The organism is Halomonas sp. SL18_1 (assembly GCF_055755715.1).
The window spans coordinates 2,412,337-2,436,921 of sequence record NZ_JBVTRK010000001.1 but is presented as its reverse complement, the minus strand read 5'-3'; the positions used below and the strand labels follow the sequence as shown (position 1 = coordinate 2,436,921).

Genomic DNA, 24,585 nt, shown 5'->3' with positions numbered 1-24,585 from the left:
AATCTAGTATCGCATATCAGACGCCGTCTGCCTGCCCGATCTCCCTGACGATATCGATCAGCAGGTCGCGGTTGGGGGCTTCTTTCGCCTCGAGCCAGACGCACTGGGACTGGTGGCGAAGGGTCGCGTCGCCGAGGGGCAGGAAGATCACGTTGGAGAAGTGGGTGCCCGCCAGGGCCGCGGGCACCAGGGCCACCCCCATGCCGTGGGCGATCAGGGCAACGATGGTCAGCCATTGGGAGACCTCGTGGGTGATGGTGGGCTTCAGGTCGGCGACAAGGAAGAGGCCGAGGATCCGGTCGTAGTAGTGGGGCGAGAGGTCGCGGCGGAACATCACCAGGGGCTCGCCGGCCAAGTCGCGCAGACTCAGCGAGCTTCGTGAGGCGAGGGGGTGGTGGCGCGGCAGGCAGGCGAGGAAGGGTTCGTCGGCGAGCGTCAGGGTGGCCAGCGTCTCGGGCAGCGGCATGGCGTGGATGAAACCGATGTCCAACTGACCCGTTTCCAGCCCCTGAACCTGGTCGGCGGAGTTGCGCTCCAGCAGCTGGATCTCGATGCCGGGGTGGGCGGCCTGTAGCGCCTGGAGGGCCTGAGGCAGGCGACGAAAGAGCATCGCCGGGGTGAAGCCGACCCGGAGTATCCCCGAGGCTCCGTCGGCGATGCGGCGCACCAGCGCGCGGGACTCCTCGAGATCCTCCAGCAGGCGGCGCGCCTGGCGCTGGAAGGCTTCGCCGGCGGTAGTCAGGGCCACGTGCTTACTGCTGCGCGCCAGCAGTTGCACGCCGAGTTCCTCCTCCAGCTGGCGCAGGCTGGCGCTCAGCGGCGGCTGGGAGATGTGCAGCCGCTGGGCGGCGCGACCGAAGTGGAGCTCCTCGGCGAGCACCAGGAAGTAGCGCAGCTGGCGAAAGGTCAGGGCCATGGGCACCTCCTTGGTGGGATGATCGACGATATAGCAAATGCTATCGTAGCATCGGCAATCGGTATTGGTGATGGGGCGAAATCGGCTTCTATTATGCGGAATACAATATCAAGACCGCAAAGAGGAGACGAGCGTGTTCGAGTCCATCCACCGCAACATTCCCGACAGCCGTGGCCACAATGCCTTCACCGTGGACCCCGAGTTCGCCCGCCTGCTGTCCATCTACCTGGAACCCGAGTTGCGCGAGCACCTGGCCCCTGCCTTTCAGGAGCTGGGGGACCTGGTGGGCGATGAGCTGGAGTCCCTGGCCCTGGAGGCCGACCGCCACCCTCCCGTGCTGCAGTTGCGCACCCGCCACGGTGCCGACCTGCAGCGCATCGACAAGCATCCCGCCTATCGCCGGCTCGAGCACTACGCCTACTCCCACTTCGGGCTGGCCGCCATGTCCCACCGTGGCGGGGTGCTCGCCTGGCCCGAGCCGCTGCCACCCATCGTCAAGTACGGCCTGACCTATCTCTTCGTGCAGGCGGAGTTCGGGCTCTGCTGCCCGTTGAGCATGACCGACTCCCTGACCCGCACCCTGCGCAAGTTCGGCTCCGACGAACTGATCGAGCGCTATCTCGGCCACCTGACCTCCCAGGACGACGAGCAGCTCTTCCAGGGCGCCATGTTCATGACCGAGCAGGATGCCGGCTCCGACGTGGGGGCGATCACCACCGAGGCGCGCCTCGAGGAGGGCGTCTGGCGCCTCTACGGCGACAAGTGGTTCTGCTCCAATCCGGATGCCGCCCTGGCCATGGTGCTGGCGCGGCCGGAAGGGGGCGAGCCCGGTACTCGCGGCCTGACGCTCTTCCTGCTGCCGCGTCGCCTGCCCGACGGCAGCCTCAATCGCTATCGCATCCTGCGCCTCAAGGACAAGCTGGGCACCCGTTCCATGGCCAGCGGCGAGATCGTGATGGAGGGCGCCGAGGCCTATGTGGTAGGCGAGCCGGGCAAGGGCTTCAAGCACATGACCGACATGATCAACATGTCGCGCCTCTCCAACGGCGTGCGCTCCTCCGGGCTGATGCGCCGGGCGGTCAACGAGGCGCTGTTCATCGCCCGCCACCGGGAGGCCTTCGGCCGCCGGCTGATCGACCTGCCGCTGATGCAGCGTCAGCTGCTCAAGATGCTGCTCACCGCGGAGCAGGGGCGCAGCCTGGTCTTCCATACCGCCGACTGCCTGCGGCGCGCCGACGGCGGTGACGCGGAGGCCGCCGAGCTGCTGCGTATCCTCACCCCGCTGATCAAGTTCCGCACCACCCGCGACGCCCGCAAGGTGGCCGGCGACGGCATGGAGGTGCGCGGCGGCTGCGGCTACATCGAGGAGTGGTCGGATGCCCGGGTGCTGCGCGATGCCCACCTCGGCTCCATCTGGGAAGGCACCAGCAACATCGTCGCCCTGGACGTCTTCCGCGCCATTCGCCGCGAGGGCACCCTGCCGGTGCTGGTGACTTACCTGCGCCGCCTGCTGGGCGAATCGGCCCTGGGCGAGTCCGAGCGGGCGCTGCTCGCCGACCAGTTGGAGAAGGGGGCGCACGCCGCCGAGCGCGTCGCTGCCAATCCGAGCGACGAGGCCGAGGTGCGGCGCATCGCCAGCGCCCTCTATCACCTCGCCTCGGCGGTCTTCCTGGCCTGGGAAGCCGGGCAGCAGGGCGATGATTGCCGCCGTCAGGCCCTGGCCGCCCTGGTGATGCGCTACCGGCTGCTGCCCCAGGATCCGCTGGCGGTGGACGAGGCGCCGACGCCGCGGCTCGCCGAGCTGCTGGCCGAGACCCCCATGGGCGAGGCGGCGGTCGCGCAGCTGATCGATGGGCTGGGCCTGCCCCAAGCGGCGCCGCGCGCCGAGGGGGTGACCGCATGAGCACGCCTGCCACCTCCCTGAGCGACATTCGCGTGATCGACCTGAGCCGGGTGCTGGGCGGCCCCTACTGCACCCAGGTGCTCGCCGACCATGGCGCCGACGTGATCAAGGTCGAGCCGCCGGGCGGCGACGAGACCCGCGGCTGGGGCCCCCCCTTCTCGGGGGACGCCTCCTCCTACTTCCATGGCCTCAACCGCGGCAAGCGGGGCATGGCGCTGGACCTGCGCCAGGAGGCGGGGCGGGCGCTGCTGCTCGAGCTGCTGGAGGAGGCCGACGTGCTGGTGGAGAACTTCAAGCCGGGCACCCTGGAGAAGTGGGGGCTGGGCCATGAGACCCTCAAGGCCCGCTTTCCGCGCCTGATCCACTGCCGGATCAGCGGCTTCGGCGCCGACGGCCCCCTCGGCGGGCTGCCCGGCTACGATGCGGTGATCCAGGCCATGGCCGGGCTGATGAGCGTCAACGGCGAAGCGGACGGTGAACCGCTGCGGGTCGGCCTGCCGGTGGTGGATATCGTCACCGGCCTCAATGCGGTGATCGGGATCTCCCTGGCGCTGCACGAGCGGGCCCGCAGCGGGGAGGGGCAGTTCGTCGAGGCGGCGCTGTTCGATTCGGGACTCTCGCTGATGCACCCGCACTTCCCCAACGTCTTCTACGGCGGCCCGGCGCCCCGGCGCACCGGCAACGCCCATCCCAACATCGCGCCCTACGAGGTGTACCGCACCGCGACCCGGCCGCTCTTCCTGACGGTGGGCAACAACGGCCAGTTTGCCAGGCTGTGCGAGCTGCTCGGCTGCTTGGAGCTGACGGAGGATCCGCGCTTCGTCGACAACGGGGCGCGCCTGACCCATCGCGAGGCCCTGCGCGAGGCCCTGGAGGCGGTGCTGGCCACTCAGGACGGCACGGCCCTGGCCGAACGCCTGATCCGTGCCGGGGTACCCTGCGGCCCGGTGCTGGAGACCCGTGACATCCTGACCCACCCGCACACCGCCCATCGGGAAATGATCGTCGAGATCGGTGCCTACCAGGGGACCGGCTCGCCCATCAAGCTGGGACGGACACCCGCCCATTACCGGCGGCCGCCGCCGCGCTTCGCCGAGCATACCGAGGAGGTCCTCGCCGAGCTGGGGCTTGCGCCGGCCAGGCTGGCCGAGTTGCAGGCCCAGGGGGTGACCCCCCCATCGCGCGTCGAGTGAGACGCGCACCTTTCCACTATCCTCAACAACAACCAGGGTACAACGCCATGACTCTCAAGAACCTGACCACCGGCCTGATGGCCGCTTCCCTGATCGGTATCGGTGCCGCCCAGGCCGAGGGCCTGCCCGACACCATGACCTGGACCGCCTATGACGTGGGCTCCACCGGCCACTCCGAGGCCTCGGCCATCGCCGATGCCTTCGGACGTGCCTATGGCACGCGCATTCGCATCCAGCCCGCCGGCTCGGCGATCGGCCGCCTGCAGCCCTTGGTCAGCGGGCGTGCCGATTACGCCTATCTGGCCACCGAGTCCTTCTTCGCTTCGGAAGGCACCTATGACTTCGCCGAGCGCCGCTGGGGGCCCCAGGACCTGCGCGCCGTGGCCGGCCGCCCCTCCACCTTCGGCGTGCCCTCCGCCGCCGACGCCGAGATCCACGGTCTCGCCGATCTGGCGGGCAAGCGGGTCGCCTATGTGGCGGGCAACCCCTCGGTGAATGTCAAATGCGACGCCATCCTGGCCTTCGCCGACCTGGACCGCGACGACGTCGAGATCGTCATGTTCCCGACCTTCAGCGCGGCCATGAGCTCGCTGGTTCAGGGGCGCGCCGATGCCACCTGCACCACCACCACGGTTAGCCAGCTCTACGAGTTGGAGGAGTCCGCCCGGGGCATTCGCTGGGTCGACATCCCCGTCGATGACGAGGAGGGCTGGAAACGCATGAACCGCGTGGCCCCGGTCTTCCAGCCGTTCACCGAGACCATCGGTGCCGGCCTGTCGGAGGACGAGCCCGCCACCATGCTGGCCTACCGCTACCCGATCATCGCCACCCAGGCGGACAAGAACGGCGATGAGGTCTACGAGTTCGTCAAGGCCCTGGACGAGACCTATGGCCTCTACAAGGATGCAACCGCGGCCATCCATCGCTGGAGCCTCGAGGACGCCGGCAAGCCGCCCATCGACATCCCCTTCCATCCCGGTGCGGTGCGCTACATGGAAGAGAAGGGGATCTGGACCGAGGAGATGCAGGCCTGGAACGAGGCGCGCCTGGACCGCCTCGAGATGCTGAAGGCGGCCTGGGAGCAGGCCGTCGCGGAGGGCGATGGCTTGGATGATGAGGCCTTCGCCACCCTCTGGGAGGAGCGTCGCCAGGCGGTCCTCGCCGAGCTCCCGTAACGCCATGGCCGGGGCCTCGGCCCCGGCTCGCTTCTCTCAAGGGCCCTGACCATGAGTGATACCTACAACGACACGAGGTTGAAGGGCGTTTCCCGGGGCGTGGTGATGCTCCTGGGGTTCACCGGGCTGCTGATGGCCATCAACCAGACCTTCGGACTAAAGCTGTTCGGCTTCTACCCCCTCGGCAACGCCTTCCTCTACTACCTGATCGGCATCTTCCTGGCTGCGGCGCTGCTCTGCTTTCCCGCCAGGGCCGCCGATACCCATCGCCTGCCCTGGTACGACTGGGCACTGGCCGCCGCCGCCCTGGGCTGCGCCGGCTACCTGGGCCTCAACGGCCTGCGCATGACCCAGGAGGGCTGGGAGTTCTTCGCGCCGCCCGAGGCGACCCTGGTGGCCTCCCTGACGATCCTGCTGGTGCTGGAGGGGGTGCGGCGCTGCGGCGGCTGGGCGATCTTCGCCGTGGCCCTCGTCTTCGGCCTCTATCCGCTCTACGCCGGCCATATGCCGGGCTTTCTTTGGAGCAATCCCTTCGCCCTGGACGAGACGATCCGTGCTCACGTGATGGGGGCGGAGAGCATCATCGGGGTGCCCATGCAGGTGGTGGCCAACCTGATCATCGGCTTCGTGGTGTTCGGCATCGCCCTGACCATCACCGGGGGCGGTGAGTTCTTCATGAACTTTGCCACCGCCCTGATGGGCAGGAGCCGCGGTGGCCCGGCCAAGGTGGCGGTGGTCTCCAGCGCCTTCATGGGCAGCCTCTCGGGCAGCGCCGTCTCCAACATCCTCACCACCGGGGCCATCACCATCCCCGCCATGAAGCGCAGCGGCTATTCGCGGGAGTATTCCGCCGCCGTGGAGGCCTGCTCCTCGACGGGCGGGACTCTGATGCCACCGGTGATGGGGGCGGTGGCCTTCATCATGGCGTCCTTCCTCGGCGTCAGCTATGCCGAGGTGATGGTGGCGGCGCTGCTGCCGGCGATTCTCTTCTACCTGGCGCTGCTGCTGCAGGTGGACCACTATGCGGCCCGACAGGGGCTTCAAGGCATGCGTCCCGAGGAGATTCCTCGGGTGCTCACCACCCTGAAGCAGGGTTGGCCCTATCTGCTCAGCCTGGCGGTGCTGATCTACATGCTGCTGGTGATGCGCCTGGAGAGCTACGCCCCTACTATGCCACCCTGGTGCTGCTGGCCATCTCGCTGTTCCGGCGCCGGCAGCGGCTGAGTCTCGCCAAGGGGCTCGACTTCCTCTACCAGTTGGCCCACGGCATCGGCAACCTGGTGGCGGTGCTGGCGGGCATCGGCCTGGTGGTGGGCGGGCTCTCCTATACCGGCGTGGCCGGCTCCTTCTCCCGGGAGCTGCTCCTCTATGCCGGCGGCAGCATTCCGCTGATGCTGGCGGCGGGGGCGGTGACCAGCTTTGTGCTGGGGATGGGCATGACGGTGAGCGCCTGCTATATCTTCCTGTCGATCCTGCTGGCGCCGGCGCTGGTGGCGGCGGGGCTCGATCCCCTGGGTAGCCATCTCTTCATCCTCTACTGGGGCATGCTCTCCTATATCACCCCGCCGGTGGCGCTGGCGGCGATCACCGCCGCGGGTGTGGCGGGGGCGAGCAACACCCGCACCAGCCTGCATGCGGTGCGCCTCGGCGGGGTGCTCTTCGTGCTGCCCTTCCTCTTCGTGCTCAATCCCTCTTTGATCCTGCAGGGGCCGCTCGATCGGATCCTGCTCTCGGCACTGACCGCGATCACCGCCATCTGGCTGGTGGCGGCGGCCATGGAGGGCTACCTCTATCGGGTCGGGATGCTCGGCTGGCTGCCGCGCCTCTGGCTGCTGCTGGCCGCCGGCCTGCTGATCTATCCGGAGTGGCGCAGCGATCTCGTCGGCCTGGTGCTGCTGGGCGGCGCCTACCTGTGGCTGGCACGCCCCTTCGCCGCCGGGCATCGCTCCCGGAAGTGAGCGGGGAACAGAGGCCCGGCTGATTTCCGCCTGGCTCGCCAAGACGACGCCGCCGCCCTCGGGCGGCGGCGTTCGTGGTGGCAAGGAACACAGGAAGTGGGCGGGCGGGGCCCGCCCCGAGGCCTAGCCCTCCAGGCGCTCGATCACGCAGGCGATGCCCTGACCCACGCCGATGCACATGGTGACCAGGGCATAGCGACCGCCCGAGGCCTCCAGCTGGCGCAGGGCAGTGAGCGCCAGGCGGGCGCCGGAGGCTCCCAGCGGGTGGCCGATGGCGATGGCGCCGCCGTTGGGGTTGAGGCGCGAGTCGTCGGCGGCCAGGCCGAGCCCCTCCAGGCAGCCCAGCACCTGGATGGCGAAGGCCTCGTTGATCTCGATCAGGTCCATCTGGTCGAGACCGAGCCCCGCCCGGGCCAGGGCCTTCTGCGAGGCGGGCACCGGGCCCAGCCCCATCACCCGCGGCGCCACCCCGGCCACGGCGCCGGCCAGGAGACGCCCACGGGGCGCACCCCGGCGCACTCGCCGGCGGCGCGGCTGCCGACGATCAGGGCGGCGGCACCGTCGTTGATGCCGGAGGCGTTGCCGGCGGTGACCACGCCCGCCTCGAAGAGCGGCTGGAGGCGCGCCAGCGCCTCGAGGTCGCTCTGGGGACGCGGGTGCTCGTCGCGCTCGACGAGCCGCGGCGGCTGCTTGCGCCCCTGGGGCACCTCGGTGGGCAGCAGCTCCTCGGCGTAGAAGCCACGGGCCAGGGCGGCGGTGTAGCGGGCCTGGGAGGCGGCGGCGAAGGCGTCGCAGGCCTCGCGGCCGATCCCCAGGTCGTGGGCGATGTTGTCGGCGGTCTCCGGCATGCTGTGGTTGCCGTACTCCCGGGCGATCCGCGGATTGGGGAAGCGCGCACCGATCACGCTGTCGAACATCGCCTGGTTGCGGGCGAAGGGGGTCTCGGCCTTGCCCAGCACATAGGGAGCACGGGACATGGACTCCACGCCGCCGGCCAGGAACAGCTCGCCTTCGCCCGTGGTAACGGCGCAGGCGGCGTCCATCACCGTGGCCAGGCCGCTGCCGCACAGGCGATTGACCGTCTGGCCGGCCACCTCGACAGGCAGGCCGGCCAGCAGGGCGCCGTGGCGGGCCACGTTGCGCGAATCCTCGCCGGCCTGGTTGGTGCAGCCGGCCAGCACCTCCTCGTAGGCCTCCGCGGCGAAGCCGTTGCGCGCCACCAGGGTGGCCAGCACCTGGGCCAGCAGGTCATCGGGGCGCACCGCCGCGAGCTCGCCGCCGTGGCGGCCGAAGGGGGTGCGGATGCCGTCGTAGAGATAGGCGTCTTGCATGGGGGTGTCCTCTCAGAAGGGGTCGGGGGTGGTCAGGGGCAGGCCGAGGCGGGCGCGCCGGCGCAGCCAGGGGCTGGGCCGGTAGCGGGGGTCGCCGGTCGCGGCCAGCAGGGTCTCGAGGATGGTCAGGATGCGCCGGCTGCCGTAGTGATCGCCCAGCGCCAGGGGGCCGCGGGGGTAGCCGAGCCCCAGCTCCACGGCACGGTCGATGGTGGCCGGCTCGGCGACCCGCTGCTGGGCGATCTCGGCGCCCACGTTGACGATGCCGGCGATCACCCGCTGCAGCACGAAGCCGTGGCTGTCGTTGAGCACGCTCACCGGGGTGCCGTCCTGGCCCAGCAGGGCCCAGGCGGCGTCGCGGTAGCCTCGCCGGGTCGCGGGGCTTGCCATCAGGCAGCGCCGCCCGGCGAGGCCGCCCAGGGTTTCCACCGCCACGCAGCGGGCGGGGTCGAGGCCCTGGCGCAGGGCACAGTCGGTGGTGTCCTCGCCGAGCGGCGTCAGCAGGCAGAGCGATGTCTCGGCGGGGCGTTCGCCCGCGTCCAGGGGCCAGCCGGCGGCGGCGACCAGTTCGGCCAGGGCCTCCCCGGCCTCGGGGTCGATCCACACCGGGAGCGCTTCGCTGGTCGGCGGGGTGGGCTCGGCGGGGCGCTGTGGCTGACCCTCCGTATAGGCATAGAAGCCTTCACCGCTCTTGCGGCCCAGCAGCCCGGCGGTGAGGCGCTGGCCGGCGAGCGGCGACGGCCGGTAGCGGGGCTCCTGGTAGTACTGGTGGTAGATGGCTTCCATCACCGCCTGGGAGACGTCGAGCCCGGTCAGGTCGAGCAGGGTGAAGGGGCCCATGCGAAAGCGCCCCAGGTCTTCCAGGATGCGGTCGATGGTGGCGGTATCGGCCACGCCCTCGCCGAGCAGACGCAGCGCCTCGGTGCCGTAGGCGCGACCGGCGTGGTTGACGAGGAAGCCTGGCGTGTCGGTGGTCGTGGCAATGAAGTGCCCCATGGACTGGCCCAAGGCCTCTACCGCCTTGACTACCTCAGGGGCGGTACGCACCCCGGGTATCACCTCGGCGATCTTCATCAGCGGGACGGGATTGAAGAAGTGGAAGCCGATCACCCGCTCCGGATGCCGGCAGGCCGAGGCGATGGCGGTCACCGAGAGCGAGGAGGTGTTGGTGGCCAGTACGGCTCTCTTGTCCAGCAGTGCTTCCAGGTCGCTGAACAGGGCCTGCTTCGCTTCCAGCTTCTCGACGATGGCCTCCACCACGATATCGCAGTCGGCCAGGGCCTCGAGCTTGTCGGCGGCATGGAGGCGCGACCGGTAGGTCGCGCATTGCGCCTCGCTCAAGCGGCCCTTGGTGACGCCGCGAGCCCAGAGATCGGTGATGAAGGTGGTGGCCTCGGCCACCGCCCCCGGCCTGGCGTCGTGGAGGGTGACCTCGAGGCCGGCCTGGGCGGCCAACTGGGCGATGCCGCGGCCCATTGCGCCGGTACCGACGATGCCGAGGGTGCGGAAGGGAAGAGCGGGCGTGATGGTCATGCGGGATTACCTTTGTTCCGTATAGCGAAACTACATTCTATTTTATTGACTGCCATCCTAGGCTATGCAAGAGGGGCTGACAAGTTGTCTTGCGAACATTGATTTCGATGTGCGACACAGATAAGCCGCGATTCGTCTACTTGCCACCCTTGCCCGAGGAACGCCCATGCTTCGCGATCAGGAACTGCTGGATCGGCAGCTCGATGCCCTCGTTCCGCATCCACGAGAGCGCCAGCCAGTTCCAGCAACCCGATTGCTCGCAGAAACACCCGAAGGTTGGATTGGGTGTCCAACCTTCGGGGTGCAGTGCAAGTAGTGGAGGCTCCCGCTATGACGTCGTGATGCAGTGTCTCAGGCGGTGTCGACCAAGGCGGGCGGTGTATTACCTCGGGGGGGTAATGGAGGTGCGTCAGCGGCTCTCTGTGGTCCTGGTGGCAGTGGCGGCCTGGTAGTGGGGCCCGCCGAGGTGGCGGGGGTAGCCGAGGGCCTCGATGGCCAGCAGATCGATGTCACTGTTCCGATAGGCGAGTCCCGCCGCGGCGATGTCGAGGGCCGCCCGTTCCAGGGTCTCACGGGGCGTTTCGGCGTCGTCCAGCGCCTGCTGGAGGCGGGCCAAGATACTAGCCTTGTGGCTGACCACCACCGTCAGGCGCAGGGCCTTGAGGGTCTGGGCCACAGCCTGTTGGCGGTGCGGCCCGGCGCCCAGGTCGACCAGCTCCACGCAGCGGCTCCCCTCGGGGACTATCAGCAGCAGCTCGGCCTCGGGTGCCCGGTCGGCCGCCTCGGGGGTGGCGAGGCCCACGCGCAGCGCCCCGCCCGCCGGGCAATGGCTGGCTGGGCGAGCAGGCAGGCCTCGGCCCCTTCGGCCGTCGTCGACAGGGTGATACCGGCGCGCTCGGCCCGGCGGACGAGCGACGCGAAGAACGGATGGTCACCGAGCAGGGCGAAACGAGTCAGCGCCGGTGCCCCCTCGACTCCGGGCACCTTGTGGGGCGAGCGGGCGGCGAAGAAGGCGTGGATCAGGCCGGCGCGCTGGGGTGATGCCATGCAGTCGAGAAACAGGCGGCGCTCCAGGGCCAGCCCCTCCGCCAGGGGAAGCCGGGCGCTGGCCTCGATCGCCTCCAGGGCGCGGAAGGGGGAGTAGAGCTCGGGGTGGTCTCGCTCCAGGGCCTGGCGGCACTCGGCCACGGCCAGGGAGGCGGCATCGGGGGCGGGCAGCTCGCCGGTGCGACACGCAGTGAGCTCGCCGGCCAGTACCCCCGGGCCGCCTCGCGGGCCGCTTCCAGGGGCGTCCCCGCCGCGCTGATCCGGTCGAGGATGCCCAGGGCAAGGGCCTCCTCGGCGTCGGCGAAGCGGCCGCTGGTGATGAGCTCCAGTGCCGGGGCGATGCCGGTGAGGCGGGGCAGGCGTTGGGTGCCGCCGGCACCGGGAGCAGGCCTAGCTTGACCTCGGGCAGGCCGACCCGGGTACCGGGAAGGGCGATACGCAGGTGGCAGCCCAGAGCCACCTCCAGGCCGCCGCCGAGGGCGGTGCCGTGCACCACCGCGATCAGCGGCTTGGTGCTCGCCTCGAGGCGGGCGATCACTTCAGGCAAGCCAGGAGGTTGGGCGGCTTGCCGAACTCGCGGATGTCGGCACCGGCGATGAAGGTACGGCCCTCGGCGACCACCGCCAGCACCCGGGCCCGGGCGTCGGCCAACCCCTCCTCGAGGGCCGCCAGCAGGCCGGCGCGCACGGCCTGGCCCAGGGCGTTGACCGGAGGATGGTCGATCTGGATTACTCCCAGCTCATCCAGGCGCCGATAGTGGACGACGGGGGCATGGAATCCTTCCTGTTTTACAATAAGAAAATTCGTTCTGAATCTGTGTGGTCATCATGGCGTCATGCAGTGGTGCTGTCAATAAATCAGAATGACATTTCGTATTGCGGAACCTGAGCGCCCCGAGGGTCGGCAAGGGAGAGCGTCTCTGTGACGGGAGAATCAGGGCCGGGTTAAGCGCGAAAAGGATGGGGCAGCTCAAGCCGATTGGGAGGGGGGGCTGTGAGCGCCTGCCAGGCCGCATAGGTGCTGAGGAACACCCGACCGGTCATGTCATCGAGGAAATCGCTGCGCTTGAGCCGGTCCATGACCGGCCCCTTGACCTCGGCCAGATGAAGGGTGACACCGGAGTCCTTGAGCCGCGCATTGATGGCATCGAGGCTCTCCAGCGCCGAGGCGTCGATCAGGTTCACCGCCGAGCAGATCAGCACCACGTGCTCCAGCGCGGGACGGCTGGCGACCAGGGCATAGACGGTGTCCTCCAGGTAGCGGGCGTTGGCGAAGTAGAGGCTTTCGTCGATGCGCAGCAGCGCCACATGGCTGGCGCTTTCGGTGTCGTGGCGCTCGATGTTACGAAAGTGCTCGGTGCCCGGAATGCGACCGACCAGGGCGCTGTGGGGCGGCTGGTGCGATACAGGAAGAGCCCGATGGAGAGCAGCACCCCGGCGATGATGCCGGCTTCGACCCCTTCGACCAGGGTCAGGATGATGGTTACCGCCATGGCCGAGAAATCACTCTTGGAGTAGCGCCAAGTCTGGCGAATCATGGGGATGTCGACGAGGGTCAGCACCGCAACGCTAATCGTGGCAGCCAGGGTGGCGATCGGCAGGTAGTAGAGCAGCGGCGTCAGAGCGAGAGTGACGACGGCGATCCCCAGGGCGGCGAACAGCCCGGCCATCGGGGTCTGGGCACCGGCATCGAAGTTGATGACCGTCCGCGACAGCCCGCCGGTGACCGGCATGCCCGCGGAGAAGGCGGCGGCGATGTTGGAGCCCCCAGGGCGACCAGCTCCTGGTTGGGTGAGATGCGCTGGCGCCGCTTGGCGGCCAGCATCTGGCCCATGGAGACCGACTCGACGAAGCCCACCACGCTGATCAGCAGCGCCGGGACCAGCAGCGCCTGCCACAGGGATCTTTCGAAACCGGGCAGGGTAAAGGGGGCAGCCCGCGCGGGATGTCGCCGATCACCGCCACGCCCCGCTGGTCAAGGGCAAGCCACCAGGCAAGCAGGGTGGTGACCGCCACGGCGAGCACCGGCCCCGCCCTGGCCAGCAGCGCCGCGATCTCACCGGGGAGCCCGAGTCGCTGCAGTGCGCTCTTGCCTCGACGACGCACCCAGACCAGAAAGACCAGGGTGCCGGCCCCGATGGCCAGCGTCGGCCAGTGGGTCTGGTCGAGGTTGCCGGCGAGGCTCAAGCCGAGGCTGGCCACCGTATAGCCACTGGCGTCCACTCCCAGTAGGTGGGCCGCTTGACTGGCGGCGATCAGGAGGCCCGAGGCCGAGAGGAAGCCGGCGATCACCGGATGGCTCAGGAAATTGGTGAAAAAACCCAGGCGCAGCAGGCCCATCAGGGTGAGCATCCCCCGGAAAGCAGCGACAGCACCAGCGCCGCCTGGAGGTACTCGGGGGTGCCCGGGGTGGCTACCCCCGCCAGGGCAGCGCCGGTCATCAGGGCGATGATCGCCACCGGTCCCACGGCCAGGGTGCTGCTGGTGCCCAGCAGGGTATAGGCCAGCAGCGGCAGGATGCTGGCATAGAGGCCGACCACCGCGGGCAGGCCGGCGAGGATGGCATAGGCCAGCGACTGCGGAATCACCATCACGGTGACGATGACGCCGGCCAGCAGGTCGGCGCCGCACAGCCGGCGATTGTAGTGGGGCAGCCAGGTAAGAATGGGCAGGTAGCGCTTGAGCATTCGGTCTCGTCGTCGGGAGAGGGGAAGGCGAGCAACACGGTATCCGACGAGACTAAACGATATTGGTGCCCGGGTTGAGTGTTGGGTAGCATCGGCTGACACATCCGACGCACAAGGACACGCCATGAAACTCGAGACCCTCGCGCTGCACCACGGCTATCAGCATGACAATCAGAATGCCGTGGCGGTGCCGATCCATCAGACCACCTCCTTCGCCTTCGACAATGCCCAGCACGCCGCCGATCTCTTCGATCTCAAGGTCGAGGGCAATATCTACTCGCGGATCATGAACCCCACCTGCGCCGTGCTGGAGCAGCGCCTGGCGGCGCTGGAGGGCGGCATCGCCGGCCTGGCGGTGGCCTCGGGCATGGCGGCGATCACCTACGCGATCCAGACCATCGCCGAAGCCGGCGACAACATCGTCTCGATCAGCGAACTCTACGGGGGTACCTACAATCTGTTTGCCCATACCCTGCCGCGTCAGGGCATCGAGGTCCGCTTCGCCGACAAGGACGATTTCGCCGGCATCGAGTCGCTGATCGATGCGCGCACCAAGGCGGTGTTCTGCGAGAGCGTCGGCAACCCCTCCGGCAGCGTGGTCGACATGGCCAGGCTCGCCGAGGTGGCGCATCGCCACGGGGTGCCGGTGATCGTCGACAATACCGTGCCGACGCCCTTCCTGTGGCGCCCCATCGAGCAGGGGGCCGACATCGTGGTGCACTCCGGCACCAAGTACATCGGCGGCCACGGCACCACCGTGGGCGGGGTGATCATCGACTCCGGCAAGTTTCCCTGGGCCGAGCATGCCGAGCGCTTCCCGCTGCTCAACGAGCCTGACGTCTCCTATCACGGGGTGAGCTATACTCGGGACGTGGGCGAGGCGGCCTTCATCGCCCGGGCCCGGGTGGTGCCGTTGCGCAACATGGGCGCGGCGCTCTCGGCTCAGGCGGCCTGGAACCTGCTGCAGGGGCTGGAGACGCTGTCGCTGCGTATCGAGCGTATCTGCGACAATGCCCTGGCAGTGGCCCGCTACCTCGAGGCGCATCCGCTGGTCACCTGGGTCCAGTATGCCGGCCTGCCGGGCCACAAGGACCACGGCCTGGCCCAGGAGTACATGGGCGGCCGGGCCTCGGGGATTCTCAGCTTCGGCATCCAGGGCGGACGCGAGGCCGGCGCCCGCTTCTACGACTCACTGGGCCTGATCCTGCGTCTGGTCAACATCGGCGACGCCAAGACCTGCTCGTCGATTCCCGCATCCACCACCCACCGCCAGCTCAACGACGAGGAGCTCAAGGCCGCCGGTGTCACCCCCGACATGGTGCGCCTCTCCATCGGCATCGAGCATGTCGACGATATCATCGCCGACCTGGACCAGGCGCTGGCCGCCAGTCAGTCCTGAGCCGCCACGGCGAGTGCCTGCACTGCCGACCGAGCGGGTGGCAGTGCAGCGCGCCTCTATGACCAGGCGTGACGCTATCGGCATGGCGTGAGCTGACTTGAGTCAGGCTTTAGTCTGTCAGTCGAAAGAACAACACAGCATGGCATGCCAAGGCGGTAAGCTGCTTCCCACATCAATAACAACGAGGGGAGTCGCTATGCGGATGCTGATGTGGCTAGCGGGTGCGGTGCTACTCGCCGCCGGGCTCGTGGTCTTGAGTCGGGGAGCCGAGGTGGACCTGGGGATTGCCGCTGCTGGCCTGGCTAGCGGCGCGCTGGCCGGGGCGCTGTTCGCGCTGTCAGGCGCGGTTGGCGTGTTTCGGTCTGGCCCCGAGGCCCTGGAGGCGGGACGGCTAAGCGCTTGGCTGCCTCCGACCCGAGATTACCTGTCGCTGCGTCGCATGGCCCACGGCTTGATTGATCGGGCCAGTAATACCGCCATTGCGTCTGCCGAGGTGTCGCACCACGCCGATCAGATGGATCAGCGCCTGGACCGTCAGGAAGCCGTGGTTGGGGAAGCATCCTCGAGCATGACGGCCATCACCTCGGCCATCGAGCAGGTCGCCGCCAGCGCCGCCAACGTTGCCACCTTGGCCAGCCGATCTCGTGACGCAGGTCATGCCAGCCGCGAATCGCTGTCCCAGGTGATCGAGGAAATGCAGTTCCTGGCGGAACGCTCTGAGGAGGCGCTGGGGCTACTCAACGCGCTCAGCGAGAAGGCCGATAGCGTCCGTCATGTGACCTCGCTGATCGAGGAGATCGCCGAACAGACCAATCTGCTGTCGCTGAACGCCTCTATCGAGGCGGCGCGTGCCGGCGAGCATGGCCGCGGTTTCGCCGTGGTCGCAGGCGAGGTACGCCAGCTGGCCGGCCGCACCGCGGATGCGACCCGTAACGTGGAGGCGCTGGTGGGCGATATCGGCGACAGCAGCCATCGCGTGGTGGACACCATCGGCCACCTGATGCAGCGGGTCGGGGACCGGGCGAAGGAGATGCACGGCGTCGGGGAGCAGCTCTCCTCGATCACCGGCGACTTCGACCAGGTCGAGAGCGAGATTCGCTCGATTGCCGACGCCATGGACGACACCAACCGACACACCCAGCGTGTCGCCGGCACCTCTCTACGCTCAAGACGGAAACCGAAGAGGGCAATCGGGACATGCACGGCCTTGCCTGCCAGGCGCGCGCGCTGATGGAGGCGGCAGAGGCCGTGGACGGCGCCTTGGCCCAGCAGCGCCTAGAGGGGCGTCACCAGCAGGCGCTTCAGGCGGCCCGTCGTGCCGCCGAGCGGGTCGGCAAGCTGCTCGAAGGGGCCCTCACGCGTGGCGAACTGGATGAGCGCAGCCTCTTCGAGCCGCGCTATATCCCGATTGCCGGCACCAACCCCGTGCTCTACCGAGCCGAATATGACCACTTCACCGACCAGCACTTTCCCGATATCCAGGAACCCATGCTCGATGAGCTGGGCTTGGCCTATGCCATCGGCATCGATCGCCGGGGCTATGTGCCGACCCATAATCGTAAGGTCAGCCAGCCGCCCAAGGGTGACTATGCCCACGACCTGAAGTTCTGCCGCAGTAAGCGGATCTACGAGGACCCCACCGGCCAGCGCTGCGCGACGCATCAGGAGCCGCTGCTGCTGCAGACCTATAAGCGCGACACTGGCGAGATCATGCATGACCTCTCGGTGCCGGTGTTCGTGGCTGGCAAGCATTGGGGAGGCTTTCGGGTCGGCTATCAGCCCGAGGCGGCCTGATCTCGCTCAGCGCCGGAACTGGCGCAGAAAGCCTCGGTCCAGCCGGCTTTTCCAGGCCAGGCTGAGGCGACCGGCCCACCAGAAACGCCCGCGGATGGCGAGTCCCTTGCCCTGGCCCACGTCCAGAATGGCCAGGGCCTGGCGCTGGGGCACATAGCGTTGCAGGGGACGCGATGCCAGCCTGGCGGCCAGGTTGTGAAGCAGCACCGGCGCCTGTCGGACGCCATAGACGCCCAGGCGAGGCAGGGCATGATCGAGCATGGCGGCACAGTCCCCCACGGCGAATATATCCGGGTCCTGTGGGCTTTGCAGGGTGTCCTGCACGGCCAGGCCACGGCCAGGCACCACCGGTAGGCCGAGCGAGTCGATCACCTGCGGCGGAGTCAACCCGGTGGCATGCACGACATGCTCCGCCTCGAGCAGGCTGAGACTGTCTTCGCCACTGGGGTATCTTCCCGGGCGATCATCAGACCCTCTTGTGCGTGGCCGACGGCGCGGGTCGCTATCCTCACCTGGATTCCCGTTCGCTCAAGGTGTCGCCATAGCCAGTGAACGGCGCGCTGGGGGCTCCCGCTAAGAGCCGGTCGCGACGCGTGACGAGCGTGACAGGCGCATCGACACGATGGCGCCGTGCCAGGCTCCTCAGGTTGCAGGCGACCTCCACGCCGCTGGCCCCGCCCCCCACGACCACCAGTCGTGGGGCCTTGCCGAGCCGAAAATCGGCTTCCAGGCGGCGTCGCAGACGAACGAGCTGGGGGATCGGCTTGACGGCCCACACCGCTGGCCCCGGCCTGCGCGGCTCCAAGACGCTGGCCTGGGAGCCCAGGTTGAGCGAGAGCAGGTTGAAGGGGAGGGAGCCGGTGTGCTCGAGCTGGACGCAGCGAGCCTCGCGGTCGATGCCCACCAGGCGGTCGCGACGGGCCTTTGCACCGTAGCGACGAGCCAGCTGCAGGGGGTCCAGGCGGTCATCGGCGGGTAGCAGGCGCCCGCCGAGCACCCCAGCGGCCATGCCTGAGTACCAGAAGCCCCGGGTCGACCAGGGTGACCTCGGCATTGGCCAGATGCTGTCGATGGCGAAGCACATGCAGATGGGCGTGGCCGGCACCGACCAGCACAATGCCGGGGCGGTGCTCGAGGCCCGTGGTGGCGGGGTCCATAAGGCGAGCGTAGTGCATGGTGGCCGCCAAGGCGACTTCTCCTTCGCTGTGTCAGCGAGCCTTGCCGGCCGGCACGCCTCCGCTCCGAGTCTGCCAGGCGGACCAGGAGTAGAGCACCAGGCTCAGCCAGATCAGCATGAAGGTCGCCAGCTGAACGGGCTCCAGGGGCTCACGGAAGACCAGCAAGGCGATGAAGAACTGCAGAGTCGGGTTGAGATACATCAGAAACCCCAGCGTAGCCAGTCGCAGGCGGCGGGCGGCGCCGGCAAAGGCCAACAGGGGCAGGGCGGTGACGATCCCGCTCGCCACCAGCAGGAGACTGGCCTGCTGGGTCGTGAAGAAATGCGACAAATCCACCATCGACAGCCAGGCCAGGGCCATCAGCGCCAGCGGCAGCAGCAGCAGGGTTTCCACGAAGAGGCCGGAGAGACCGTCGAGTGGCACCTGCTTGCGCATCAAACCGTAGGTACCGAAGCTGAGCGCCAGGACCAGGCTGATCCAGGGCGCTTCGCCCAGCAGCACTAGCTGGATGGCAATGGCCACTGCCGCCATCAGCACCGCGATCCGCTGCAGGCCGGCCATGCGCTCGCGCAGCACCAGCATGCCCAGGGCCACGTTGACCAGCGGGGTCAGAAAATAGCCGAGGCTGGCCTGAAACACCTGACGTGTCTCCACCGCATAGATGTAGACGCCCCAGTTGATGCCGATCAGCACCGCACAGCCGAGCACTCGCCATAGCCGCCGTGGTTCGGCCAGCGCCAGGTGAATCGCTCCCCAGCGGCGCAGCAGCGTTATCACGCCGACCAGAAACAGGCAGGACCAGATCACACGGTGGATCAGGATCTCAAAGGAGGGGATGCCCTCGAACAGGGCAAAGAACAGCGGGAAACATCCCCACATGATGTAGGCCGCCAGGCCGAACATCACGCCTTGGGTCGTTTCGCGATCCGCACTGGCTGGGGTGGTCATTGGGCACTCGAGCAAAAGCCAATAACTTAGCAGCCTATTGGAGCGGATGCCATCCGGCGATGACGCCAGGGGCGCTGCGGGCATCCAAGGCCTTGTGTCGATTCCCGACGGGCTGACGAAAGTGACGCGCTGGGTTAGGCTGGCTAAACGCCAAGGCCAAAATCAGCGTTAAGGGACCCGAGATGAGTGAGCTTCGTACGACACTGGTACAGTGCGATCTGCGCTGGGAGGATCCGGAGGCCAACTGCCGGATGTTAGAAGAGACGCTCGGCGAACTGGGGCAGGCCGACACCGACCTGATCGTGCTGCCGGAGATGTTCGCCACTGGCTTCACCATGAACTCCCGCGAGATGGCCGAGCCCATGGCGCAGAGTCGCAGCGTGGCGTGGCTGCAGGAGCAGGCGCGTCGCCGCGGCTGCGTGGTGACCGGCAGCGTGGCGGTAGAGGAGGACGGTAGCTACTTCAACCGCCTGATCTGGGCACGCCCCGATGGCAGCCTGGTGCACTACGACAAGCGCCACCTGTTCCGCATGGCCGGTGAGCACGAGCGCTACGCCATGGGGCATGAGCGCGTCATCGTCACCCTCAACGGCTTTCGTATCCTGCTCAGCGTCTGCTATGACCTGCGCTTCCCGGTATGGCTTCGCCAGCAGCCGGGCCCCGGCGAACATTTCGAATACGATGCCCTGCTGTGCGTGGCCAATTGGCCGGCACCACGCCGCCACCCCTGGCGCATCCTGCTGCAGGCACGGGCGATCGAAAATCTCTGCCCGGTGATCGGCGTCAACCGCGTTGGAGAGGATGCCAATGGCATGGCCTATGCCGGCGACTCCATGCTGGTGGACTTCAAGGGAGAGGCGCTGATCGACGAGCCCGCCGACAGGCCGTTCGTCAAGACCGGTACCCTCTCCCGGGACGCCCTCGACGCCTTCCGCGAGAAGTTTCCTGCCTGGCGTGATGCCGATCACTTCAGCGTGGCCGACGGGGTGGGCTTCTGATGCGTCTCGATCGCTTCCTGGCCGAGACCACCGACCTGACTCGCAGCCTGGCGAAGAAGGCGCTGCAGCGTGGAGAAGTTCAGATCGACGGAGAGACCGTCAAGCAGGCCGCCACCCAGGTGAACGAAGCGAACAGGGTGACCTGGAACGGCGAGCGATTGAGGCTGGTGGGGTTGCGCTATGTGATGCTCCACAAGCCGGTGGGGGTGGAGTGCAGCGCCCGACGCGGGCTCTATCCGCTGGCCAGAGACCTGATCGAGCTGCCTCAGCGAGAGCGGCTGCAGACGGTGGGGCGGCTCGATGTCGATACCTCGGGGCTGGTGCTGCTCACCGATGATGGCCAGTGGTCGCATCGCGTGACATCGCCGCGCAAGCGCTGCGGCAAGGTGTACCGCGTGACCCTGGCAGAGCCTCTCGAGGGGGAGGCGCTGGCCACGGCGGTGACCCGGTTCGCCGAAGGGGTGCAGCTCGACGGCGAGGAGAAGCCCACCCGCCCGGCGGAGTTGACCATGCGCTCACCAAGCGAGGCGGAACTGATCCTCTATGAGGGGAAGTATCATCAGGTCAAGCGTATGTTTGCCGCCATAGGCAATCGTGTCACCGCCTTGCACCGTGAGGCGATCGGCCCCCTGGCGTTGCGGGGGTTGGCAAGCGGCGAGTGGCGCGAGCTTGACGCAAGCGAAGTGGCGTTATTCTAAGCCAGACCCAGGTTTATACCGTTATCTTCCGCTTTCATACAAAGCTTTGCCTACGGCGGCGATACCACATAAGTAACTCAGAGCGGCAAAACTAGCCCCGCTGCGTTCACCAGCGCTTGCGTATAGGCGTTTTCCGGCCGTTCCAACACCTCGCGACAGTCGCCGCTCTCGATCACTTCGCCCTCCTTGAGCACCATCACCCGATGGGCCATGGCCCGCACCACGGCGAGGTCGTGACTGATGAAGAGATAGCTCAGTCCGCGCCGGGCCTGCAGATCCCGTAGCAGCTCCACCAGCTGCTTTTGCACCGTGCGATCCAGCGCCGAGGTGGGCTCATCCAGTACTACCAGCTCCGGCTCGAGGATGATGGCGCGTGCCACCGCGATGCGCTGGCGTTGCCCGCCGGAAAACTCATGAGGATAGCGGGCCGCGCAGTTGGCCGGTAGCCCGACTTCCTTGAGCGTGGCCTGAACGCGCCGCATCACCTCGTCGTCGCTCAGCGAGGGGTGATGGTAGCGCAGCCCTTCGCTGATGATCTCCGATACGGGCATCCGCGGTGACAGCGAGCCGAAGGGATCCTGAAAGACGATCTGGAAACGGTGCCTCTGTCGACGCAGCTCGCCTCCGCTTAGCCGGTCGAGGCGTGCATCGCCGAAATGAATCTCCCCGCGACTCTCGGCAAGGCGCAGCAGCGCCAGGGCCAGGGTCGTCTTGCCGGAACCCGACTCGCCGACGATCCCCAGGGTTTCACCGGGCGCCAGGGTCAGTTCCAGAGGCTTCACCGCTTCGAAGGCCGGCGGGCGTTTGGCAAAGAGTCGCTTCGGACGTTGAAAGCTCACCGATAGCGAGTTTGCCCGAAGCAGTGTACGCGACGCTGCCACCGGCGCTGGCTCGCCTTCCGGTTCGGCCTCGATCAGGGTGCGGGTGTAGGCGCTGCGGGGCGAGCGGAACACCTCGGTGACCGTACCGGCTTCCTGTTCGCGGCCGCCAAAGAGCACGCAGACACGGTCGGCATGGCGGCGTACCAGATTAAGGTCGTGGGTGATGAACAGCATGCCCATGCCGTAGCGCTGGCGCAGCTCGTCGAGCAGGGCGAGGATCTCCTGCTGCACGGTGACATCGAGCGCAGTGGTCGGCTCGTCGGCGATCAAAAGCTCCGGCTCGTTGGCGATGGCCATGGCGATCATCACTCGCTGGCGCTGGCCGCCGGAGAGCTGGTGAGGCCAGGCATGTAAAAGCTCATCCGGGCGCGGCAGCTTCACCTGGGCCAGCAGCTCGCGGGTTCTGTCGCGGGCCACGCGCCCCGACAGCCCCTGGTGCAGGCGCAGTGTTTCACCGATCTGCTTGGCCACGGTGTGTAGCGGATTGAGCGAGGTCATCGGCTCCTGGAAGATGAAGCCGACACGCCCTCCGCGCAGGGCCTGCCAGTCGCGGCGGCGCAACCCATTGAGATCGGTGTCGCCCAGCCAGCGCTGGCCCTCGATCATCGCATTGTCGGGCAGCAGGTTCATGGCGCCCAGGGCGCTGACCGATTTGCCCGACCCGGATTCACCCACCAGCGCCAGGGTCTCGCCGCGGCTCACCTCCAGGCTGAGGCGCTCCACCACGGTGGCCCGATCGAAGGCCACGCTGAAATTCTCCAGTCGGAGGAGCGGAGAAGAGGGCATGTCACGCATTCGTTTGGGTCCTCGGCAGCGGTGTGGAAGGCGCGCTCAGCTGGATATGGCGGGGATCGAAGGCGTCGCGCAGTCCCTCACCGATGAAAACCAGTAGCGAGAGCATCAGTGACAGGCTGACGAAGGCGGTAATACCGAGCCAGGGGGCGTGCAGGTTGTTCTTTCCCTGGGCGACCAGCTCGCCCAGCGAGGGCGAGCCCGGTGGCAGCCCGAAGCCGAGGAAATCCAGGGCGGTGAGGGTAGTTATCGCACCGGTAAACAGAAAGGGAATAAAGGTCAGGGTGGCCACCATGGCGTTGGGTAGCACATGGCGCCACATGATCAGGTGGGAGGGCAACCCCATGGCCTTCGCGGCTTTGACATACTCCAGGTTGCGGGCACGCAGGAACTCGGCGCGCACCACATCCACCAGCCCCAACCAGGAGAACAGCAGCATGATGCCGAGTAGCCACCAGAAGCCGGGCTGAACCAGGCTGGCCAGGATGATCAGCAGGAAGAGCACCGGCAGGCCCGACCAGATCTCGGTGAGACGCTGGCCGATCAAGTCGGTCTTGCCGCCGAAATAACCCTGGATACCGCCAATGACCACGCCCATCACCAGAGAGCCGGCGGTGAGCACCAGGGCGAAGGCCACCGAGAGGCGAAAACCATAGATGACACGCGCCAGGACGTCGCGCCCTTGATCGTCGGTGCCCAGCCAGTGCCGGCCATCTGGGGCGGCCGGGGAGGGGCGCATCATCTGCATGTCCAGGGTCTGGTAGGAGAAGGGAATCGGTGGCCACAGGGCCCAGCCGTGTTCGTCGATCTGCGCCTGGATAAAGGGTCGTGATAGTCGGTACGGGTCGGCAGAAAGCCGCCAAACTCGGTTTCCGGGTAGTCCACCAGCAGCGGCACGTACCACTCCCCGTCATAGTGCATGATCAGTGGCTTGTCGTTGGCGATCAGCTCGGCCGCTAGGCTCATTCCGAACAGGGCGAGGAAGATCCACAGCGAGACCCAGGCGCGACGATTGCCGCGAAAAACGGCCAGTCGGCGCCGCGTGATGGGGGAGAAGCGGTCTTGAAATGCCATCGGCTCAGGACTCCCTTGTCTCGAAGTCGATGCGCGGGTCCACCCACACATAGGTCAGGTCGGAGACCAGCTTGAGGATCAGCCCGATCAGGGTATAGAGGAAGAGGGTGCCGAAGATGACCGGATAGTCGCGCTGCATCACCGCCTCGAAGCCGAGCAGGCCGAGTCCCTCCAGCGAGAAGATCACCTCGATCAACAGCGAGCCGGTAAAGAAGATGGTCACCAGGGCCCCGGGCAGGCCGGCGATGATGATCAGCATGGCATTGCGGAACACATGGCCGTACAACACCCCGCGGTCGCTGGCCCCCTTGGCTCGCGCGGTTAGCACGTACTGCTTGTGGATCTCATCGAGAAAGCTGTTCTTGGTCAGCATGGTCAGGGTGGCAAAGCTGCCGATGGTCATGGCGGCCACCGGCAGGGTGATATGCCAGAGATAGTCTTTGACCTTGCCCCAGGGCGATAGCTCATGGAAATCGGGGGAGGTGAGGCCGCGCAGCGGGAAAAAATCCCAATAGCTGCCGCCGGCAAACAGCACGATCAGCAGGATGGCGAACAGAAACCCCGGAATGGCATAGCCAACAATCACCAGCCCCGAGGTCCAGACATCGAACCGGGAGCCGTGTCGCAAGGCCTTGCGAATGCCCAGTGGAATCGAGATCAGGTAGACCAGCAGGGTGGTCCAGAGACCCAGCGAGATCGATACCGGCAGTCGCTCGATCATCAGGTCGATGACGGGACGGTCGCGAAAAAAGCTGTTGCCGAAGTCGAAGGTGGCATAGTCGCGCATCATGGTCACGAAGCGCACATGGGCTGGCTGATCGAAGCCGAACTGGGCTTCGAGCTGTTCGATAAACTGGGGGTCGACCCCGCGCGCTCCTCGAGACTCGTCACGAACCACCACGTCCCCGCCGCCGGCATCGAGCCGGGTGCTGGCCATGCTGTCCACGCCCTCGAAGCGGGCCAGCATCTGGTCGATCGGGCCGCCCGGCGCGGCTTGAACGATGACGAAATTGAGCAGCATGATGCCGATCAGCGTTGGAATCATCAGCAGCAGGCGGCGCAAGACATAGCGACTCACGAT

19 protein-coding genes and 5 pseudogenes are annotated in these 24,585 nt (G+C 67.4%); 9 read left to right on the top strand and 15 right to left on the bottom strand.

What is annotated here, in order from left to right:
* Positions 1–16 precede the first annotated feature (16 nt).
* Positions 17–916, bottom strand: a complete 900-nt coding sequence (locus ACSJDS_RS12445) for a LysR family transcriptional regulator (protein WP_473033554.1) — start codon at positions 914–916, stop codon at positions 17–19.
* A gap of 133 nt (positions 917–1,049) precedes the next feature.
* On the opposite strand from ACSJDS_RS12445, the gene ACSJDS_RS12440 reads away from it, so the two are divergent.
* The 4 genes and pseudogenes from ACSJDS_RS12440 to ACSJDS_RS12425 all read left to right on the top strand — a co-directional run bounded on the left by ACSJDS_RS12440 (position 1,050) and on the right by ACSJDS_RS12425 (position 7,145).
* Positions 1,050–2,819: an acyl-CoA dehydrogenase family protein gene (locus ACSJDS_RS12440; protein WP_473033553.1), complete on the top strand. Its 1,770-nt coding sequence runs from the start codon at positions 1,050–1,052 to the stop codon at positions 2,817–2,819.
* On the top strand, positions 2,816–4,012 hold the full coding sequence (locus ACSJDS_RS12435; RefSeq protein WP_473033552.1) for a CaiB/BaiF CoA transferase family protein: 1,197 nt from the start codon (positions 2,816–2,818) through the stop codon (positions 4,010–4,012). The genes ACSJDS_RS12440 and ACSJDS_RS12435 overlap by 4 nt, the downstream gene beginning before the upstream one ends.
* Before the next feature lie 47 nt (positions 4,013–4,059).
* Entirely contained in the window at positions 4,060–5,187 is a 1,128-nt protein-coding gene (locus ACSJDS_RS12430) for a TAXI family TRAP transporter solute-binding subunit (protein ID WP_473033551.1), read from the top strand.
* Positions 5,188–5,238: 51 nt separating this feature from the next.
* Positions 5,239–7,145: pseudogene (locus ACSJDS_RS12425) on the top strand (TRAP transporter permease).
* Positions 7,146–7,268: 123 nt separating this feature from the next.
* Here the strand turns inward: ACSJDS_RS12425 and ACSJDS_RS12420 are convergent.
* The 7 genes and pseudogenes from ACSJDS_RS12420 to ACSJDS_RS12390 all read right to left on the bottom strand — a co-directional run bounded on the left by ACSJDS_RS12420 (position 7,269) and on the right by ACSJDS_RS12390 (position 13,742).
* Positions 7,269–8,476 (bottom strand): annotated as a pseudogene (locus ACSJDS_RS12420) (3-oxoadipyl-CoA thiolase).
* 12 nt (positions 8,477–8,488) lie between these two features.
* Complete coding sequence (locus tag ACSJDS_RS12415) at positions 8,489–10,009, bottom strand: 3-hydroxyacyl-CoA dehydrogenase (RefSeq protein ID WP_473033550.1); 1,521 nt, start codon at positions 10,007–10,009, stop codon at positions 8,489–8,491.
* 409 nt (positions 10,010–10,418) lie between these two features.
* Entirely contained in the window at positions 10,419–10,811 is a 393-nt protein-coding gene (locus ACSJDS_RS12410; protein WP_473033549.1) for a hypothetical protein, read from the bottom strand.
* Positions 10,754–11,197 carry a hypothetical protein gene (locus ACSJDS_RS12405; RefSeq protein WP_473035107.1) on the bottom strand — a complete coding sequence of 148 codons (444 nt, stop codon included), beginning with the start codon at positions 11,195–11,197 and terminating at the stop codon, positions 10,754–10,756. The genes ACSJDS_RS12410 and ACSJDS_RS12405 overlap by 58 nt, the downstream gene beginning before the upstream one ends.
* Positions 11,198–11,495: 298 nt before the next feature.
* Positions 11,496–11,552, bottom strand: a pseudogene (locus ACSJDS_RS12400) (hypothetical protein); the annotation flags it as partial.
* Positions 11,553–11,590: 38 nt separating this feature from the next.
* The gene (locus ACSJDS_RS12395) at positions 11,591–11,743 is read right to left on the bottom strand and encodes a hypothetical protein (protein ID WP_473033548.1); all 153 of its coding nucleotides are present in this window, start codon (positions 11,741–11,743) and stop codon (positions 11,591–11,593) included.
* A gap of 257 nt (positions 11,744–12,000) precedes the next feature.
* A pseudogene (locus ACSJDS_RS12390) lies at positions 12,001–13,742 on the bottom strand (SulP family inorganic anion transporter).
* Between the two features lie 124 nt (positions 13,743–13,866).
* Here ACSJDS_RS12390 and ACSJDS_RS12385 point away from each other — a divergent pair.
* From ACSJDS_RS12385 to ACSJDS_RS12375, 3 genes are all read left to right on the top strand, one after another.
* Positions 13,867–15,141, top strand: a complete 1,275-nt coding sequence (locus ACSJDS_RS12385; RefSeq protein ID WP_473033547.1) for an O-acetylhomoserine aminocarboxypropyltransferase/cysteine synthase family protein — start codon at positions 13,867–13,869, stop codon at positions 15,139–15,141.
* Positions 15,142–15,343: 202 nt separating this feature from the next.
* Complete coding sequence (locus ACSJDS_RS12380) at positions 15,344–16,372, top strand: methyl-accepting chemotaxis protein (protein WP_473033546.1); 1,029 nt, start codon at positions 15,344–15,346, stop codon at positions 16,370–16,372.
* Entirely contained in the window at positions 16,339–16,935 is a 597-nt protein-coding gene (locus ACSJDS_RS12375) for a hypothetical protein (protein WP_473033545.1), read from the top strand. The genes ACSJDS_RS12380 and ACSJDS_RS12375 overlap by 34 nt, the downstream gene beginning before the upstream one ends.
* 6 nt (positions 16,936–16,941) lie before the next feature.
* Here ACSJDS_RS12375 and ACSJDS_RS12370 read toward each other — a convergent pair whose 3' ends face one another.
* The 4 genes from ACSJDS_RS12370 to rarD form a co-directional block, all read right to left on the bottom strand.
* Positions 16,942–17,337 carry a hypothetical protein gene (locus ACSJDS_RS12370; RefSeq protein WP_473033544.1) on the bottom strand — a complete coding sequence of 132 codons (396 nt, stop codon included), beginning with the start codon at positions 17,335–17,337 and terminating at the stop codon, positions 16,942–16,944.
* Positions 17,338–17,443: 106 nt separating this feature from the next.
* Entirely contained in the window at positions 17,444–17,944 is a 501-nt protein-coding gene (locus ACSJDS_RS12365) for an FAD-dependent oxidoreductase (RefSeq protein WP_473033543.1), read from the bottom strand.
* The gene (locus ACSJDS_RS12360) at positions 17,901–18,122 is read right to left on the bottom strand and encodes a hypothetical protein (RefSeq protein WP_473033542.1); all 222 of its coding nucleotides are present in this window, start codon (positions 18,120–18,122) and stop codon (positions 17,901–17,903) included. Before ACSJDS_RS12360 ends, ACSJDS_RS12365 begins: the two co-directional genes overlap by 44 nt.
* 21 nt (positions 18,123–18,143) lie before the next feature.
* On the bottom strand, positions 18,144–19,061 hold the full coding sequence (rarD, locus tag ACSJDS_RS12355) for an EamA family transporter RarD (RefSeq protein WP_473033541.1): 918 nt from the start codon (positions 19,059–19,061) through the stop codon (positions 18,144–18,146).
* Positions 19,062–19,243: 182 nt separating this feature from the next.
* Between rarD and ACSJDS_RS12350 the strand changes: the two genes are divergently transcribed.
* Together ACSJDS_RS12350 and ACSJDS_RS12345 are read left to right on the top strand one after the other, a co-directional pair.
* A complete protein-coding gene (locus tag ACSJDS_RS12350) occupies positions 19,244–20,059 on the top strand; it encodes an amidohydrolase (RefSeq protein WP_473033539.1) in 816 nt (271 codons plus the stop codon).
* Positions 20,059–20,757, top strand: a complete 699-nt coding sequence (locus tag ACSJDS_RS12345) for a pseudouridine synthase (protein WP_473033538.1) — start codon at positions 20,059–20,061, stop codon at positions 20,755–20,757. Before ACSJDS_RS12350 ends, ACSJDS_RS12345 begins: the two co-directional genes overlap by 1 nt.
* A 77-nt stretch (positions 20,758–20,834) precedes the next feature.
* Here ACSJDS_RS12345 and ACSJDS_RS12340 read toward each other — a convergent pair whose 3' ends face one another.
* From ACSJDS_RS12340 to ACSJDS_RS12330, 3 genes and pseudogenes are all read right to left on the bottom strand, one after another.
* On the bottom strand, positions 20,835–22,424 hold the full coding sequence (locus ACSJDS_RS12340; protein ID WP_473035026.1) for an ABC transporter ATP-binding protein: 1,590 nt from the start codon (positions 22,422–22,424) through the stop codon (positions 20,835–20,837).
* Position 22,425: 1 nt separating this feature from the next.
* Positions 22,426–23,504, bottom strand: a pseudogene (locus ACSJDS_RS12335) (ABC transporter permease).
* 4 nt (positions 23,505–23,508) lie between these two features.
* Positions 23,509–24,582 carry a microcin C ABC transporter permease YejB gene (locus tag ACSJDS_RS12330; protein WP_473033537.1) on the bottom strand — a complete coding sequence of 358 codons (1,074 nt, stop codon included), beginning with the start codon at positions 24,580–24,582 and terminating at the stop codon, positions 23,509–23,511.
* Positions 24,583–24,585 lie beyond the last annotated feature (3 nt).